At 44.8% G+C, this 17,395-nt stretch carries 13 protein-coding genes, 7 tRNA genes and 1 rRNA gene; 12 read left to right on the forward strand and 9 right to left on the reverse strand.

Annotation, left to right across the window (positions count from 1 at the left end; translation table 11 throughout):
• The 3 genes from rrf to HW45_RS17635 form a co-directional block, all read left to right on the forward strand.
• Window positions 1-104, forward strand: a 5S ribosomal RNA gene (gene rrf / locus HW45_RS17625); the annotation flags it as partial.
• Window positions 105-160: 56 nt separating this feature from the next.
• Window positions 161-237, forward strand: a tRNA-Asp gene (locus tag HW45_RS17630).
• 92 nt (window positions 238-329) lie between these two features.
• A tRNA-Trp gene (locus HW45_RS17635) sits at window positions 330-406 on the forward strand.
• Between the two features lie 292 nt (window positions 407-698).
• Here HW45_RS17635 and HW45_RS17640 read toward each other — a convergent pair.
• The gene (locus tag HW45_RS17640; RefSeq protein ID WP_038228625.1) at window positions 699-2,231 is read right to left on the reverse strand and encodes a phospholipase D family protein; all 1,533 of its coding nucleotides are present in this window, start codon (window positions 2,229-2,231) and stop codon (window positions 699-701) included.
• A 97-nt stretch (window positions 2,232-2,328) separates the two neighbouring features.
• Window positions 2,329-3,219 (reverse strand): HTH-type transcriptional activator IlvY, encoded by an 891-nt coding sequence (gene ilvY, locus HW45_RS17645; RefSeq protein ID WP_038228751.1) that lies wholly within the window; start codon window positions 3,217-3,219, stop codon window positions 2,329-2,331.
• Between the two features lie 145 nt (window positions 3,220-3,364).
• On the opposite strand from ilvY, the gene ilvC reads away from it, so the two are divergent.
• On the forward strand, window positions 3,365-4,849 hold the full coding sequence (gene ilvC, locus HW45_RS17650) for a ketol-acid reductoisomerase (RefSeq protein WP_006075378.1): 1,485 nt from the start codon (window positions 3,365-3,367) through the stop codon (window positions 4,847-4,849).
• A 123-nt stretch (window positions 4,850-4,972) separates the two neighbouring features.
• Here ilvC and ubiK read toward each other — a convergent pair whose 3' ends face one another.
• From ubiK to HW45_RS17670, 4 genes are all read right to left on the reverse strand, one after another.
• Window positions 4,973-5,224: a ubiquinone biosynthesis accessory factor UbiK gene (gene ubiK / locus HW45_RS17655; protein WP_006075379.1), complete on the reverse strand. Its 252-nt coding sequence runs from the start codon at window positions 5,222-5,224 to the stop codon at window positions 4,973-4,975.
• A gap of 113 nt (window positions 5,225-5,337) precedes the next feature.
• Window positions 5,338-8,454, reverse strand: coding sequence for a multidrug efflux RND transporter permease subunit (locus tag HW45_RS17660; RefSeq protein WP_038228628.1), 3,117 nt, complete (start codon window positions 8,452-8,454; stop codon window positions 5,338-5,340).
• Between the two features lie 11 nt (window positions 8,455-8,465).
• Window positions 8,466-9,572, reverse strand: coding sequence for an efflux RND transporter periplasmic adaptor subunit (locus tag HW45_RS17665; RefSeq protein ID WP_038228630.1), 1,107 nt, complete (start codon window positions 9,570-9,572; stop codon window positions 8,466-8,468).
• Window positions 9,573-9,590: 18 nt separating this feature from the next.
• Entirely contained in the window at window positions 9,591-10,172 is a 582-nt protein-coding gene (locus tag HW45_RS17670; protein ID WP_198558546.1) for a TetR/AcrR family transcriptional regulator, read from the reverse strand.
• Window positions 10,173-10,349: 177 nt separating this feature from the next.
• Here HW45_RS17670 and rep point away from each other — a divergent pair, with 177 nt between their 5' ends.
• On the forward strand, window positions 10,350-12,368 hold the full coding sequence (gene rep / locus HW45_RS17675; protein ID WP_038228634.1) for a DNA helicase Rep: 2,019 nt from the start codon (window positions 10,350-10,352) through the stop codon (window positions 12,366-12,368).
• 53 nt (window positions 12,369-12,421) lie between these two features.
• On the opposite strand, the gene HW45_RS17680 is transcribed toward rep, so the two are convergent.
• Window positions 12,422-12,835 (reverse strand): c-type cytochrome, encoded by a 414-nt coding sequence (locus tag HW45_RS17680; RefSeq protein ID WP_031493886.1) that lies wholly within the window; start codon window positions 12,833-12,835, stop codon window positions 12,422-12,424.
• A 295-nt stretch (window positions 12,836-13,130) separates the two neighbouring features.
• Between HW45_RS17680 and HW45_RS17685 the strand changes: the two genes are divergently transcribed.
• The 5 genes from HW45_RS17685 (at window position 13,131) to HW45_RS17705 (ending at window position 13,709) form a co-directional block, all read left to right on the forward strand.
• Window positions 13,131-13,207, forward strand: a tRNA-Arg gene (locus HW45_RS17685).
• 29 nt (window positions 13,208-13,236) lie between these two features.
• A tRNA-His gene (locus HW45_RS17690) sits at window positions 13,237-13,312 on the forward strand.
• Window positions 13,313-13,380: 68 nt separating this feature from the next.
• Window positions 13,381-13,457 (forward strand) — tRNA-Pro (locus HW45_RS17695).
• 44 nt (window positions 13,458-13,501) lie between these two features.
• Window positions 13,502-13,577, forward strand: a tRNA-His gene (locus HW45_RS17700).
• A 55-nt stretch (window positions 13,578-13,632) separates the two neighbouring features.
• Window positions 13,633-13,709 (forward strand) — tRNA-Pro (locus HW45_RS17705).
• A gap of 276 nt (window positions 13,710-13,985) precedes the next feature.
• Here HW45_RS17705 and HW45_RS17710 read toward each other — a convergent pair.
• Together HW45_RS17710 and HW45_RS28440 are read right to left on the reverse strand one after the other, a co-directional pair.
• Window positions 13,986-14,549, reverse strand: coding sequence for a porin family protein (locus tag HW45_RS17710; protein WP_006072048.1), 564 nt, complete (start codon window positions 14,547-14,549; stop codon window positions 13,986-13,988).
• Window positions 14,550-14,666: 117 nt separating this feature from the next.
• Window positions 14,667-15,521: a LysR family transcriptional regulator gene (locus tag HW45_RS28440; protein ID WP_051868215.1), complete on the reverse strand. Its 855-nt coding sequence runs from the start codon at window positions 15,519-15,521 to the stop codon at window positions 14,667-14,669.
• Window positions 15,522-15,680: 159 nt separating this feature from the next.
• On the opposite strand from HW45_RS28440, the gene HW45_RS17720 reads away from it, so the two are divergent.
• Both HW45_RS17720 and HW45_RS17725 read left to right on the forward strand, forming a co-directional pair.
• On the forward strand, window positions 15,681-16,571 hold the full coding sequence (locus tag HW45_RS17720) for a LysR family transcriptional regulator (protein ID WP_038228636.1): 891 nt from the start codon (window positions 15,681-15,683) through the stop codon (window positions 16,569-16,571).
• Complete coding sequence (locus HW45_RS17725) at window positions 16,561-17,388, forward strand: LysR family transcriptional regulator (RefSeq protein ID WP_038228638.1); 828 nt, start codon at window positions 16,561-16,563, stop codon at window positions 17,386-17,388. The genes HW45_RS17720 and HW45_RS17725 overlap by 11 nt, the downstream gene beginning before the upstream one ends.
• The last annotated feature ends 7 nt before the right edge of the window (window positions 17,389-17,395 follow it).

The raw sequence follows: 17,395 nt of genomic DNA on the forward strand, positions 1-17,395 counted from the left end.
AGCGTTGTGGACCCACCTGATCCCATGCCGAACTCAGAAGTGAAACGCAATAGCGCCGATGGTAGTGTGGGGCTTCCCCATGTGAGAGTAGGACATCGCCAGGCTTTGAACAACATCTGTTTGAAGCACTGTATAGATAAGACTTTAAATAGACCACTGCGGAGTGGTAGTTCAGTTGGTTAGAATACCGGCCTGTCACGCCGGGGGTCGCGGGTTCGAGTCCCGTCCACTCCGCCACTTATATCAAGAAGCCTCGTCTAACGACGAGGCTTTTTTGAATCTAACATGTTGATTTAAGCAATTAAATAGCATAGATTAGATAACACTTTAGGGGTGTAGCTCCAATTGGCAGAGCAGCGGATTCCAAATCCGCGTGTTGGGAGTTCGAATCTCTCCACCCCTGCCATATTTAAAGGCTCTGACTTAGGTCGGAGCCTTTTTTGTTTTCGCTTTTTCAAAGCGATGTGTTGGGAGCTGGGTCGCCAGCCCGGTCAAATCTCTCCACCCCTGCCATATTCAAAGGCTCTGACTTAGGTCGGAGCCTTTTTTGTTTTCGCTTTTTCAAAGCGATGTGTTGGGAGCTGGGTCGCCAGCCCGGTCAAATCTCTCCACCCCTGCCATATTCAAAGGCTCTGATTTAGTTCAGGGCCTTTTTGTTTTATCCTTATGTCGTCATAGCCCATCAAGTGATACTAAAGCTAAAGAATATTCTTAGGCACGATGCGATGCAGCTTTACGCCAACTCTTTTGGTTACGCTGACTTCATTATCAGGATTAAAGTCTTGCGTTATACGCCATGCATTTTCCGGCGCCATTTCTACCTTCATTGCCTTTGAGACATGTTTGGTGATCTGTAGTGAGTGGATAATAGCAAAGCTCTCGGTGTTCAAATGAGCGCTACGTGGGTCAAGATTGTAGGTGCCAACGACGGTAATCGTGTCGTCGATCGTCATAGTTTTTGCGTGCAGACCAAAGATAGGTGTGGTTGGCAGTTTCTTGTACATATGCTCGGTCATTACTCGCTGTCTAACCTTGGCATCGGGTTTAAACTCATAAATCTCTACACCAGTGGCCAAAAGCTGCTTCCTATTTCTCTGGTAGCCACTAAAAGCGGCGAGATTATCGTTGGAAGCGAGGCTATTGGTCAGGATCTTCATTGAAATGCCTTTATCAACTAAACCGCTGAGAAATTCACGATCCTTTTTGGTCGTGACCAGATAAGGTGTTTGGATCATGATCGATGCTTGCGCACTCTCAGCCAGCTCAATCAGTTTATCGCGGGTAACGCTACCACCGCCCAAGAAGGTTTGTTGCTCGTTTTTACCCGGCACATCCGCTACGTACTCTACCTTGTCAACAAATAGGAACTTCCCTTCTTTGGATAGCGTCTGAAAGGTTTCAGGTACCTTATCTATCTCCGATCTGATTTCAGGATGAAAGTGCTCAGGATTACACGCATAGGAATGTAATCGTGAAAAGTCAGGGTTGGCGCTATATGGATTGGACTTGAATAAATCTTCTACTGGGACACTGAGCTCATTGTTCCAATATTGCTCAAAAGACATATCGATCGCTTTGACTGCTTTACCAGCTAGGAATACATCTCGATCTCTGAAGTTGTACTCATGATCAAATCCGAAGTATTCGTCAGCAATATTCCTTCCTCCAGTAATCGCAACCTGATCGTCGACTATAAATACCTTATTATGCATACGTTGGTTGATGCCATGAAAGTCGGTAATGGCCGTTGTCATCTTTTGAACGATGTTCTTACCAATATTGACGTTGGGGTTATATATCTTGATCTCGAAGTTATCATGCGCTGCTAGCATAAGAAGTTCATCCCCTTTAGCATCAAGCATAATGTCATCGACGAGAACTCTTACCTTAATACCTCGCTCTGCCGCTCTCACTAGGTAGTCAGTAGCAATCAAACCTACGTTGTCAACCGAGAAGATAAAGTACTGTACATCGATAGAGGTTTCAGCACGCTCTGTTAACCAAGCTCGGGACATCATTGCTTCAGCCCCTTGCTCTAAAACATAGACGCCAGTGCCGCTTTTCATTTTAGTCTCAAAAGGTTGAGTATAGTGAGACAATGGTAAGCGCTCTATATCGACTAGTTCAGCGCAATAGTCTTTGTCAGAGACTGGTACGCTATCCATAGTGGTTGAGCAGCCGAATAAGACGATTGAAGCTGATACAAGGAGCGTTTTTTTGAATGCGAGCATAACAGTAAAAGCCTTTTGGGCAGAGAGTCGGTAATATGATATCGATAACTAGGGTAATAAAGTATCACCTCTCTGTCATAGCAGTCAGCGAGCCAAGTTATGGTTGGATATAAACCTTTTCCGCCACTTTCCAAAACGCCGAGAGTAGTTGGTTATCCAAGTTAGAACGCTTACACACAACCCCCAATTTAAACGGCTTGATGGGCTCTAACTTGAGGCGTTGTATTTTGTCTCTAACCGGACTGTTTACGATTACAACTTCCGGTGCAATGCCCACGCCGCATCCCAATGCCACCATACTAACAATGGCTTCATGACCCGATACTTGTGCATAGATGTTGGGCTTAATACGCATCTTTTTAAACCAGAGGTTAGCTCTTTCACGTGCAGTGCCCGCTTCTGGGACGATAAACGGGATCTTGTTCCAGTCAGGCATACCATCGGCGAGTTCAGAGCCAAAACTGCTTACACCGGCAGGCGCAATGACAGACAAGGGAATTTCACTAATTGTCTCAAACTCCAAGCGTGCGGGGAGCAGTTCGGGAAGTGCAGAGATAGCGATATCCGTTTCATCATTCATGACCTTATCTATCGCTTGGGCTGGGTCACCCGTTGATAATTCGAATTCGATGTACGGATAGAGCAGCCTGAACTCAGCGAGCAGTTCAGGTAAATGACTATAACTGGCGGTCACCGAACAAAACAGTCGAAGCTTACCTCTCAGCTCATTCTCACCATGTTGGCTTTCTGATTGGAACTGTTGCCATTCACTAACGATATTTACAGCAATAGGGAGCAGTTTTTTTCCTGCTGGCGTAAGTTCGACAGAGCGGTTGTCGCGCAAGAACAAGTTTTGATGAGTATCTTGTTCAAGCTTTTGGATCTGTCTACTGAGTGCCGATGCACTGATATGCATTGCTGTTGCGGTTTTATTAAAGCTTTTACTCTCACATAAATGGATAAAAGCTTGGAGACTTTTAATATTCATAGTACTAAAGATATCTGTTGTTGCATTATTTGCAATGACAAATTGTGAATATATCACTTTAAGCAATTTCGACTCTGCATTAGTATGAACTCATTCGATGATAACCATCGACACTACGGACAGAATTCAACAGGAGAGCCCCACTATGGCTAACTATTTCAATACTCTTAACTTGCGTGAGCAATTGGACCAACTAGGTCGTTGTCGTTTTATGGATCGTTCTGAATTTGCTTCAGAAGCGGATTACCTAAAAGGTAAGAAAGTAGTCATTGTTGGTTGTGGTGCTCAAGGCCTAAACCAAGGCTTGAACATGCGTGATTCTGGCCTAGACGTGTCGTATGCACTTCGTCAGGCAGCAATCGATGAGCAGCGTCAATCGTTCAAAAACGCGAAAGACAACGGCTTCGTTGTTGGTAGCTACGAAGACCTAATCCCTCAAGCTGACCTAGTTGTTAACCTAACTCCAGACAAACAGCACACTAACGTGGTAGAGACGGTAATGCCGCTAATGAAAGAAGGCGCATCTCTAGGTTACTCTCACGGCTTCAACATCGTTGAAGAAGGTATGCAAATCCGTAAAGACCTAACGGTTGTAATGGTTGCACCTAAGTGTCCAGGTACTGAGGTTCGTGAAGAATATAAGCGTGGCTTTGGTGTTCCGACTCTTATTGCAGTTCACCCAGAGAACGATCCTCAAGGCGATGGTCTTGAAATCGCTAAAGCATGGGCAGCAGCAACAGGTGGCCACCGTGCTGGTGTTCTAGAGTCTTCATTCGTTGCTGAAGTTAAATCTGACCTAATGGGTGAGCAAACTATTCTTTGTGGCATGCTACAAGCAGGTTCAATCGTATGTTACGAGAAAATGATTGCTGACGGTATCGACCCAAGCTACGCAGGTAAACTACTTCAGTTCGGTTGGGAAACTATCACTGAAGCACTGAAATTCGGTGGCATCACGCACATGATGGACCGTCTATCTAACCCTGCGAAAGTGAAAGCGTTTGACTTGTCTGAAGAGCTAAAAGACCTAATGCGTCCGCTTTACAACAAGCACATGGATGACATCATCCAAGGTGAGTTCTCAAGCACTATGATGGCTGACTGGGCAAATGATGACGTAAACCTTCTAGGCTGGCGTGCAGAGACGGCTGAAACTGCATTCGAAAACTACCCTGCGTCTGATGTAGAAATTTCAGAGCAAGAGTACTTCGACAACGGTATCCTAATGGTGGCTATGGTTCGCGCAGGTGTTGAGCTAGCGTTTGAAGCAATGACCGCATCTGGCATCATTGATGAGTCTGCATACTACGAGTCTCTGCATGAGCTACCACTAATTGCAAACACGATTGCTCGTAAGCGTCTATACGAAATGAACGTAGTAATCTCAGATACAGCTGAGTACGGTAACTACCTATTCGCTAACGTAGCAACACCACTGCTTCGCGAGAAGTTCATGCCATCAGTCGGTACTGACGTAATCGGTAAAGGTCTAGGTGAGACATCTAATCAAGTAGATAACGGCAAACTAATCGAAGTAAACGACGTTATCCGCAATCACCCTGTTGAGTACATCGGTGAAGAGCTACGTGGTTACATGACAGACATGAAGCGTATCGCTGTAGGCGGCTAAGCCGACCAAATAAAAATCAGATAATAAAGTAAACACAACATAGCAAAGGGGGGCTACCAATTGGTAAGCCCCCCTTTTTTGTCTATGCAATTTGGCAATTTGCGAAGACCGCGAAAGAAGCGATTACTTATCCGCTAGCTTTTGCTCTAGATCTGCTAGTTTTTGTTCCATTTCTGTCAGCTTTTGACGAGTGCGCAGTAGCACTTGAGTTTGCACATCAAATTCTTCACGGCTAACGACGTCAAGCTTATTCAATTGGCCTTGAATGACTTGGCGTACTTTCTGATCAACATCCGCACCAAGTTCTTTCACTGGTTGAGGCATTGAGTCGTGAATTTGCTTAGCAATCTGTTCAAGTTTCTTTGGATCAAACATGTCTGGTAACTCCTTAAGTGATACTTCTTATTCTATGTAATCCGATAAAGAAAGTCGTTATTTGAGCTAATAAAAAAGGCCACATTGTGGCCTTTTTCTAATTAGTCATCACCTTAAGAGCGATTTTCTCGACAAGCTGCTGAAGCTTCGTCAACTCGAGCTATCTTCTCTAGGTCTTTGTCTTCAACAAAGACTGGTAGAGGTTTGTGCTTCTCTGCTAGGTAAGTATAAATTACCGGAAGAACAAACAGAGTAAACAGAGTACCAATAGCAAGACCCGCTACGATTACGATACCGATACTAAAGCGCTGAGCTGCACCAGCACCTGTGGCGTACATCAGTGGGATTAGACCTGCAATCATCGCCGCGGTTGTCATCAAGATAGGGCGAAGACGAACTTTCGCCGCTTCCATAACAGCTTCCATTCGACTCTTCTTGTGGTTTAGCTGCTCTTCTTTTGCTACTTCACAGATAAGGATACCGTGCTTGGTGATAAGGCCGACTAAGGTAATCAGACCTACCTGCGAGTAGATATTCATGGTGGCTGCGCCCCATGCCAGAGCAATCAGTGCACCACATATTGCCAGTGGTACGGATACCATGATAACGAATGGGTCTTTGATGGACTCGAACTGGATAGCAAGTACCAAGAAGATAATCGCCAAAGCTAGACCAAACGTTGCGTAAAGTGCGCTTCCTTCAGTTACGTATTGACGAGCTTCACCCATATAGTCATGGTTGTAACCACTTGGTAGTTTGTTCTCTGCCGTTGATTCAAACCAAGCAATCGCATCACCCATCGCCACACCTGGAGCTGGAACAGCACCAACCGTTGCTGAGTTTAACTGGTTGAAGTGAGGTAGAGAGCGAGGCTCTGCCACAACGTCAATAGAGATTAAGCTGCCCAATGGAATCGCTTGACCATCATCAGAACGAACAAAGTACATGTTCATCGATTCTGGGTTTAGACGATATTTACGCTCAACCTGAGGGATAACCTCATAAGAACGACCATTGAGGTCGATACGGTTAACATAACCATCTGCCATCATCGCACTCAGCGTGATACCAATATCTTGCATGGTCACGCCATAAGCGCCCGCCATATCTTTGTCGATATTGATTTTCATCGTCGCTGAATCGTAGTTTAGATCCAGTGTTGAATAAACAAACTGAGCATTCTTTTGTACGTCAGTCCAGATATCAGTCGCAATCGTAAACAAGCTTTCGAAGCTGTTAGGTGTGGTAATAACAAACTGAATCGGAAGACCTGAACCAGCGCCTGGTAGCTCTGGCATCTGGAATGCTGTTACAGCCATACCCGGTACATCAGCCACAAGACCACCTACGCGGTTAGCAACTTCTGCTTGGCTAGCTTCACGCTGGCTCCAAGGAACCATAGAAGCAATACCAAATGCTTGGTTTGAGTTAGGCACACCAGTGAACACCTGAGCGAACGCCACTTCTGGCTGATCAGTTAGGATTTTGTTTACGTCGTTCATGGTGTTTTGCAGGTAGTCTAAGTTTGCGTTAGACGGTCCTGTACCCATTAACATCACCACGCCTTTATCTTCCGATGGCGCCAGTTCACTTGGAATGAACTTAAACAGCATAGGTAGAGAAGCAAACACGATAACAGCAAACGCAATGATCACAGGACGGTGTTGCATTACCGCGCCAAGCATTTTTTCATAACGTGATGTCATGCCGTCTAGTACGTGATGTACTTTTTCCTCAAAGCGGTTTGGTGTCTCGTTGGCTTTAAGCAGCTTCGAACACATCATCGGTGATAGCGTTAAGGCGATAATGCCTGATACAAATACCGACCCCGCCAGCGTTAATGCGAACTCCTTAAATAACGAACCCGTGATACCGCCCATTAACGCGATTGGTGCATATACAGCACCAAGCGTCAGCGTCATCGCAATAACTGGTACCGCAATTTCACGTGTACCAATAATGGCAGCACGGAATGGAGATTCACCAAGCTTGATATGACGGTCAACGTTCTCAAGAACAACGATCGCATCATCTACCACCAGACCGATAGCCAGTACCATAGCCAGTAACGTCATTAGGTTCCAAGAAAAACCAATCGCCTGCATCACCATTGCCACACCGATCAACGATAGTGGAATGGTCACGATAGGGATCAATACTGCACGGAAAGAACCTAAGAACAGAGTGATAACCACAAGTACGATCAGTGCCGCTTCAAGAATGGTCTTAATAACCTCTTGAATCGACTCGTTGATCGCAACTGTAGAGTCATACATCACATTCATTTTGATGTTGCTAGGCAGGTTCTTCTCTAGTTGTGGAAGAAGCTGAAGCACATCTGCAGCAATGTTGATCGGGTTAGCACTAGGGGCCGCGTTGATCGCTGCTACTACCGCCTCTTGACCGTTAGCACTTGCACGGTAAACGTCATGGCTCTTCTCTAAGGTGACCTTTGCGATATCACCTAGGCGAATCACTTGGCCGTCTTTAGAGCTCACCACAAGGTTTTTCAGCTCTTCAGTGTTTGATACCTGAGTATCAGCACTGCCGTTGTACAACACGAATTCTCCCGTAGCCTGACCAGTCGCTGACTGGTAGTTATTGGCATTAAGGACATTCATGATGTCAGAGGCTGTCATTTTAAGCGCGGCCATTTTTAGTGGATCTAGCCATACGCGAAGCGCGTATTTCATGCCACCATACATGTCGACCTTAGATACACCGTTTACGGTGAACAGCTGCGGGTTAATTACACGTTCTAAATAGTCGGTAATCTGGCTCGAAGCTAGCTCGTCACTGGTAAAGCCGATATAAAGTACCGCCGTTGTTGAGCCAGTAGACATAGTCACCGTTGGGTCTTCTGCTTCTTTAGGAAGCTGAGAACGAACAGAGTTGGTTTTAGCCAATATGTCTGAAAGCGCCGCATTAGGGTCGGTATTTAGCTTCATGTTCACAGTGATGGTCGATTGACCAAGGACTGACTGTGACGTCATGTAGTCGATATTATCGGCCTGAGCAACGGCCTGCTCCAATGGCTGGGTAATAAAGCCTTGGATTAGGTCAGCACTCGCGCCGTAATAACTCGTGGTTACGGTAACCACGGTATTCGTCATTTCTGGGTATTCACGTACCTGCATTTTGAACACAGCTTGCAGACCAAGCAGTGCTATCAAAAAGCTGATCGATACCGCAAGAACAGGACGTTTTATGAAAACATCAGTAAAACGCATTTTGCCTCCAATTACAGCATCGGTGTCTCAGCCGGTGGTACTGTCGCATCGCTTTCTACCACTTTGACCTTAACGTCGTTACTTAGGCGAACTTGACCAGATGTTACGATAACATCATTTGCTTTCACGCCCTCTAGAATATGAGCGATATCGCCTGTGCGTTCACCCACTTTAACTACTTGCTGCTTAACGCGTTTCACACCATCAACATCTTCAACGACATAAACATTGTCGCCATATAGGGTGAATGTAATCGCCGTTTGTGGAAGTGTTACTTGATTCTCAAGTTTAGGTAGGATGATATTTGCACGTGCAAACATACCACTACGCAGCTTACCGTCGTTGTTTGGAATGTCTGCTTGAACTTGAATCAGACCACTTTGGATGCTCACCGCAGGTTCAATCGCACTGATAGAGCCTTTAAATGCTTGATTTGGATACGCATCAACGAAGATATCTACATCTTGACCAATAGAAATACGAGAGAAGTCAGTTTGTGGAACCGTAAAGCGCAATTTCATAAGGCTGGTATCTTCTAAGCGTACGATATGATCGCTTGGTTGAAGGTATTGACCCAAAAACACGTTACGAATACCAACAACACCACCAAACGGTGCTTTGATTTCACGACGGTCAATTTGAGCTTTCAAGCTTTCAATATCAGCAGATAGAGAGAAGTAACTAGCTTCTGCTTCATCATAAGATTCTTTTGAAATTGAACCTTTCTTATAAAGACCTTGGTAGCGCTTGTACTTTGCTTTTGCTGCAGGAAGGCGAGCTTCTGAGCTTTTAAGGTTGGCTTTCTCTACATCAGAATCAAGAGAAACAAGGAGTTGGTCTTTTTCTACTTGAGAGCCTGACGCGAATGAGATATTGCTGATAACGCCACTGGTTTCAGAGGTTAACGTCACACCTTGGTTTGGTTCCACAAAACCAATAGCTTCGATAACCGGTACCCAATCAACAGGTTTCACGGTTGTTACGGTGACTGGAAACTCAGGCTCCGGGCGGTTTGCTAAATATTCAGCGATTTTCTGTTGCTTAAACAGATTGAAACCTATCACGCTGCCAAATAGCAGAACGGCGATAAGTAGCATGAAAAATGTCCACTTTTTCATTCTAACGAGAACTCCACATTAGTGTTTTATTATTGCATCCCAACTGGCTTCGATAGCTGCATCTAGCGCATCGTCATCCAGTTGATATAGACCCAGAGCATGCTTACGTGCAAGCGATACACTTGCTTCTAAGCTTAGTCCAGATAGGATTTCATTATCGAGGTTTTTAAAAACCCCTTGTTTCTTTCCTTCTGTGAATAGGTTGTCAACTTGGGCAAACATTTTTCGTTCTTGTTCCCTAGTTGTATAACAATTTTTCGAAGGAATAGAGTCATATTGAGCACGAGTTTTCAACGAATCGATGTTTGAAGCTGCGACGTGCCAGATATTGAGCCACATCTTACGATACTGCTCTTTCAATGGTTGGTCGGCTCCTACACCTGCTTGAACGGCTTTGGCCATTCGTGATACCACGTAAAGCCTCAATTCTTCTAACAGATGGTCTTTGTCATCGAAATATCGATATATTGTGCCAGCTGCAACACCGGCCTCATTGGCCAGTTTCTGCATTGATACGCCTTGAATCCCTTTTTCCGCCACCATTTTTTGTGCCGCTTCGAGGATTTGTAGTCGTTTATCACTGGTATTCATAGTCGTCATAGCCATCCGATAGATAGTGAATGAACGTTCATTCATTATAAAACAATTGAGGTATATTTACGCAACTTATTTTTAATCACTATTCTATAAAAGTTAAAAAATCCTACGGAGCGTGGCATTGTCAGCATTAGCAGTCTATTATGTGCGCGTTACAATTCGTGAGTAGTGAGCACACCAATGAAGCTAAATCCGCAGCAAGATATGGCGGTAAAATACGTCTCTGGTCCATGTCTGGTTCTTGCCGGTGCCGGGTCGGGCAAAACCCGCGTGATAACTAATAAGATAGCGTATCTAGTACAAAGCTGTGGTTATAAAGCGAGAAATATTGCTGCCGTAACGTTTACCAACAAGGCCGCGCGTGAAATGAAAGAGCGTGTAGGACAAACCTTAGGTAAAAATGAATCCAAAGGCCTTATGGTTTCCACCTTTCATACCATGGGACTCAATATCATACGTCGCGAGTATAAGGCACTTGGACTCAAAGCTGGTTTCTCCTTGTTTGATGATCAGGACCAAATGGCGCTACTCAAAGAGTTGACCGAACAACAACTCGATGGTGATAAAGACCTGCTGCGTTCATTGCTTGGCGCTATTTCTAACTGGAAGAACGACATGCTGACTCCAGAGCAGGTAAAAGGCTCAGCTCGTTCAGAGCAAGAGCAGTTATTTGCGCACTGCTATGAAATGTATCAAGTACAAATGAAAGCGTATAACGCGCTCGACTTTGATGACTTAATTGCTCTGCCCGTTATTCTGCTAAAAACCAATGAAGAAGTTCGTACTCGTTGGCAAAAGCGAATTCAGTACTTGTTGGTCGATGAGTACCAAGATACCAACACTAGCCAATACGAATTGGTTAAGTTGCTGGTGGGAGAGCGTGCGCGTTTCACTGTTGTAGGGGACGATGATCAATCTATCTACTCGTGGCGCGGCGCAAAGCCTCAAAACCTGATTCTCTTGAACAAAGACTTTCCAAGCCTCAAAGTCGTGATGCTTGAACAGAACTATCGTTCAACCAGTCGTATCTTGCGTGCGGCCAACATCTTGATTGCTAACAACCCGCACGTGTTTGAGAAATCGTTATTCTCAGAGATCCCTGACGGTGAAAAGCTCAAAGTACTCAAAGCCAAAAATGAAGATCATGAAGCGGAGCGCGTGACGGGTGAATTAATTGCGCATCGATTCGTGAATCGAACTGAATATCGTGATTACGCCATCTTATATAGAGGCAACCACCAGTCACGACTTATCGAAAAAGTCTTGATGCAAAACCGCGTGCCTTACAAAATTTCCGGCGGTACTTCATTTTTCGGTCGTGCTGAAATCAAAGACATCATGGCGTACCTGCGAGTTTTGGTAAATCCTGATGACGATAATGCTTTCTTACGTATCGTTAATACGCCTCGTCGTGAGATTGGTCCTGCTACGTTGGAAAAACTGGGTAGCTACGCCAATATGCGTGGAAAAAGTTTGTTCGAAGCTAGCTTTGAGTTGGGTTTGGAGCAGCACTTATCGGGGCGTGGCTTAGAGAACTTACGACGATTCACGCAGTGGGTTGTGACCATAGCTGATAACGCAGAGCGCGGTAATACAGTTGAAGCTGTGCGTTCATTAGTTCGCGACATCAACTATGAAGATTGGCTCTATGAGACCTCTTCCAGTGCTAAAGCCGCAGAAATGCGCATGAAGAACGTTTCTGATCTTTACTCATGGATTGTCGCAGATTTAGAAGGCGATAATTATGATAAGGAAGAGAAGTCATTAAAAGAGGTCGTTCAACGGCTCACGCTTCGAGATATGATGGAGCGCGGAGAAGATGAGGACGACAGTGATGCTGTTCAGCTAATGACACTGCATGCCTCGAAAGGTCTTGAGTTCCCTTATGTTTATCTTATTGGTTCTGAGGAAGGCATTCTGCCACATCAAACCAGCATAGATGAAGATAACGTAGAAGAAGAAAGGCGACTAATGTATGTAGGCATTACTCGTGCCCAAAAAGAACTCACCTTTACTATATGTAAAGAGCGAAGACAGTATGGCGAACTGATTAAGCCAGAACATAGTCGATTCTTAGATGAATTGCCGTTTGATGATGTCGAATGGGAACAAGCAAAAAAAGCGGTGTCTGCAGAAGAACGAATGCAAAAAGGTCAGGCACACATTGCTAATATTCGGGCAATGTTTAATAAGAAGTAAAAATAAACAAGGGGGCTGAATCAGCCCCCTTGTCGATCATTGAGTTCGTGACACTATAGTCCGGCAATCATATGCTCGATAGCATCAACGATTTCTTGATCAGAACAGTCCATACAAGAGCCTTTTGCTGGCATCGCGTTGAAGCCATTAATTGCATGGTCTTTAAGAACGTCTTTACCTTGAGCAATACGAGGTCCCCAATCGGCAGCGTCACCTGTTTTAGGTGCGCCACTAACGCCAATGGAGTGACAGGCAGTACAGAAGGTGTTGTAAACGGTAGCGCCATCACGTGGACCGGTAGGCTCAGCAACCACAGGCTCACTACCTGCTAAGTAAACATCACCCACTGGTTTAATACGCTCTGCGATAGCGTCATATTCTTCTTGGCTCACATCCGCTGCGAAAGAGGCAGTAGAAAAAGTTAGTGCAGCGAACAACACTGTTAAGATTCGACGAGACATATCCATTAAACTCACTTTACTATCCAACAAGGTAGCAAGTCGGTGCTTGCTATTCATTTATACGATTTATTCTGCTTGCTGACTTAACGACTGTTAAATCAATGTAAACATTGGGTGATTATATCCTGTTAACTTGTTGCAATAAACCACAACTTTTCAGCTTCACGGGGTGAATCACATCGTAAAGCCACTATTTATTGCTTCAAAGTGCTGAAAAAGACAACAAACGAGAAAAAAAGTTGAAAAAGTACTTTACGACATAGTGTGATATACGTATTATTCCCATCCGCCGATAGGGCATGCGCCCGTAGCTCAGCTGGATAGAGCGTTGGCCTCCGGAGCCAAAGGTCGAAGGTTCGAATCCTTTCGGGCGCGCCATCCGGATAAAATATTGGCAAAACATAATGGTGGCTATAGCTCAGTTGGTAGAGCCCTGGATTGTGATTCCGGTGGTCGCGAGTTCGAATCTCGTTAGCCACCCCATTATTTTGGTGACTTCGGTTTCCAGTTTTGATTTAATCGAAACGAAAACGTTCTGAAAAGAACATTGTCGGTGAATAGCGCAGCTTGGTAGCGCATCTGGTTTGGGACCAGAGGGTCGGGGGTTCGAATCCCTCTTCACCGACCACTATTTCAGTTATCGTTATAAACGGTAACAAAACAAAATTTGTGGTGGCTATAGCTCAGTTGGTAGAGCCCTGGATTGTGATTCCGGTGGTCGCGAGTTCGAATCTCGTTAGCCACCCCATTTATTTTGGTAGCGTTTGCTCCCCTTTACGAATTAACTCGTAATAAAACATCGTCGGTGAATAGCGCAGCTTGGTAGCGCATCTGGTTTGGGACCAGAGGGTCGGGGGTTCGAATCCCTCTTCACCGACCACCATTTAAAAGCCTCGTCGAAAGACGAGGCTTTTTTTCGTCTGAAATCTGGTTTATTGAACCGAAAGTTGGATGACAATGCGCAATAAGCTTTCGTCTTTAGTAGCTTTGTTTGTCAAATATCTAGTTCAAGTAAGTCTTGTCATGTGACGAGGCTTTTTGCATTTTGGGATGATAATAAATAGAGTGAAAGGTAAAGGCAGCGAAGAAAAAGTTTGGTGCTAAGTTGGAGTGGGCAAGTTGCATCCTTGCAAACTTGGTTAGGTTGTATAGAGAATTAGAATTTGTAAGCTAGGCCTAGGTTGATAGAGTGCGCATCAAACTGCTTGTGGTTAGACAGCTTCATTAGCTCTAAGTTTGCGCCTAGTGAGTTGGTAAAGTTGTATTGAGCACCAACACCGTATGAGAAGGAATTGATGGTCTTTTTGTTGTCATTTCCTTTATAACCAGCTTGTTTTAGGCGGATATTATTTACACCGGCCAAACCGTATAGCTCAATGCTATCTGAGACGTTGAACTTAACTTTGCCGTAAAGAGCCGTTTGATGGTCAACGGCCAAACCTTGACTATTCTTTTCTATCTTGCCACTGTCGCGACTGTGACGCATTTCTGCCCCAAACATTGAGTTAAAGTCGTAACCCGCTTTAAGACCTAGAGAGCGAAAGTTACTTTTTACTGAAGTTTCAGTCTTTGAATTTACTACGTTGTCAGTGTTCTTAGCTGACATCGCACCTAGATAGGTCCCTAGATAGAAACCAGAATCGCTTGTGGCTAAAGCTGGAGCTGAAACTGCGCCCATTAAAGCTAGCAAAGTAGCGGTTTTCAAAGTTGCTTTTTTCATATTTTCCTCGTTTAAAGTTTGGTCTTTTGACCTTATTGTGTGTTTCGAAGCGCATAGTAATCAGGAGCGCGTTTTTGTAAAAATCAGACTCTGTCGATGTTTATTACAGAGGCGGCGCTAGTGCGAGACGTGCTGACGAAGAACGTTATAGAGAACTTCTCGTATTCCATTAGCACAGTGTGAATCGCGGTAGCCAAGGCCAAACTTACTTCGCTGAATGGCTTCGCGGTGATTGATGATGACGAGCTCATTGTTGTTCAACTCATGTTTAATCGAGTCTTGATCGATACAGATCCATCCAATGCCATCTTTGGCGAGTTGTCTTGCGGTTGCCACGTTGTTGACCGACATGGTGTCGAACTTGTAGCTACCCCATAAAGATTCATTTTGCTGCGTAATAGCTATAGCCAAATGCTGACTGAGCTGTTCTGTAGAGACTTCATCGAGTTGGGCGATAGAATGTTGAGGCGCGCAGACTGAAACGAATTGGCGCTGTGTGACATTCATAAACTCCCAATGACCAATCCCGCTATAGGGATAGTGACTAATAATAAAGTCGTAATCAGATGACGCGATGAGGTCATCACAAGGCGAAAATTCAATCTGTAGATCCATTTCAGCATCAATGTCGCGCAGCTGGTGGATAAGATGAGAAACAATTTTCGGGTCGATAAATGTCGTGATCCCAAGTCGGATGCAGCCTGCGCCTGAACCGTTTATTTTCTCGACGTGAGACGCTAACTTTTCAGACAGCAGTAGAATGGATGATGCTTTATCCAAGAGCGCTTGACCTTGTTCTGTTAACACGGGTTTGTGTCCAGCACGATCAAACAGCTCGATCCCCCAATCCAACTCAAGATTGGCGATCCATTGACTTACTTGGACCCGACCTTTGTTCATCGCTTTTGCAGCAGCGGAAATGGAGCCGAGCTCGGTAGTAATAACAAACGCTTTGATGGCATTGATATTCATAAGAACCTCATATAGAAATTGGGTGAATGTGCTTGTCTTATCCCGCATTCCCTACATGATGTTGCAAGCCCAAATCAGTGCTTTCCCTAAAACGTGAGGCCATGTTAAATATCTTTGATAAACTAATATCTAGATCTAATGGTTTAAAAAGGTTATCACTTGGCATCAATTGAGCAGTTAGAGAGCTTTGTCGCTGTTGCGAAAACAGGATCGGTGGTAGCGGCGGCTGAAAAGCTTGGCAAGACTCACGGCCCGGTAAGTCTGGCGATACAGAATTTGGAAAGCCGTTGGGGTGAGTTGTTTGTGGTTGGCACGGGCAAGAAACAGTTGTCGGAAAAAGGGGAGGCGATACTTCCTTGGGCAGAGGCTGTGATTGCTAGTTACTACGAGCTAAAAAACGCAGTGGCCGTTGAGTCACCAACACAGATTACACTCGGTGTTGATATCGCTTTACCCCGAGTCTGGCAACAAGAAATCTTAGCTTCTATCATCGATTTGGATATCAGTATTAGAGTCAATTGCTTGCCTAGTGATGAATTGATTGCCGCCTTTAATGCCCAGCACCTAGATTGGATAGTGACACTGGTTGATTTACCTTGGCCCGAAACACCAAACTTTTTTTCACTTGGTACTGTGGATAGTTACTTGATAACCAGTAGTAAAGAGTTGTTAGAATCCAGCAACCAGTCGCCAATCGTTTTCGACAGTGGCCACCTTCTGACACTGCCTCAACTCTCTATTTCTCATGCTAAGCGAACTTCCGCTCCAATATACAAGCGCTTCGATTTCCCTTGTCCTTGGCAAATTCGAGTCACCGATCATCAACAAATAGCTGCCATTCTTTCGGAGTTACCGAGTCATACGTCTGCGGTATACAATAATATTGATCTAACAGACACTATGAAAATCGTAACAGAACCGCACCTTAAAGCGACTTGGGGAGTGTCGGTTTTCTGGGGAGAGCATTTAACAGGGAGTCAAGTGTTGCAATGTTTGACAGACTGGGCGATGAGTAAGTCAATGAGAGGTAGACAACAGGATGACTCTTGACCAAATCAAAACTTTTGTTGCTATTGCTCATCATGGCAGCGTGAGAAAAGCGGCACGAGCACTTGGCAAAAGTCAGCCAGCGCTTACGGCAACAGTGAGTCGCTTGGAAGCTTCACTTGGTTGCGAGCTGTTTATTAAAGGTACTCGGCCACTCAAACTCTCTTCTTTTGGTCTGAGGTTTTTACCGCGAGCAATGGAGTTTGATGATGTGCTGACCCTGACTCACACCTTCTCTAGCAAAGAGAATGTCAAAAGTCTGCGGGTTTGTTTTGATTACGGCATCGCTCTGGATGAAGTGAATCAGCTCTCTCAGCTCATCATCACTGACAATGCGCTTCGAAGCATAGATTTGTTTCGCACTGATACGGCAACCATTCATCAGTTACTGATAAAACAGCGATGTGACTTAGCGTTGACTCAACCGTTATCGCATTTACCTCCCTTTCTTGAAGCTCAACACATAGGAGAGCGCGAGTTTGTCGAGGTACAAGCACCATTACAGGCAGGCAAACAGCATCGGATGATGTCTGTTCACAATGAAAGCGGACAGCCGTTATGGATCAACGAGACGGACCAACACAAAGACCTTATTTCATTTAACCGATCGGCCGATATGCTTGAAGCCTTGATAAATTTTTATGGCAAAGGCTGGCTACCAAAAGGTGAGGTAACTAGGGCTTTGAGTGAAGGTAAAGTAGAACTGACGGAAAAGCCTAGCTATCAAAAGCGATTTAGCTTGGTATGGCAGCAGCAGTTAAAAGCAGAGGCCAAGTTGGTTAATCGCCTAGCTCGTTATAGTCAGTTGAACGGAACCTAGTTGGTAA

It is taken from the genome of Vibrio sp. ER1A (assembly GCF_000733315.1).
GTDB classification, from domain to species: Bacteria; Pseudomonadota; Gammaproteobacteria; order Enterobacterales; family Vibrionaceae; genus Vibrio; species Vibrio mediterranei.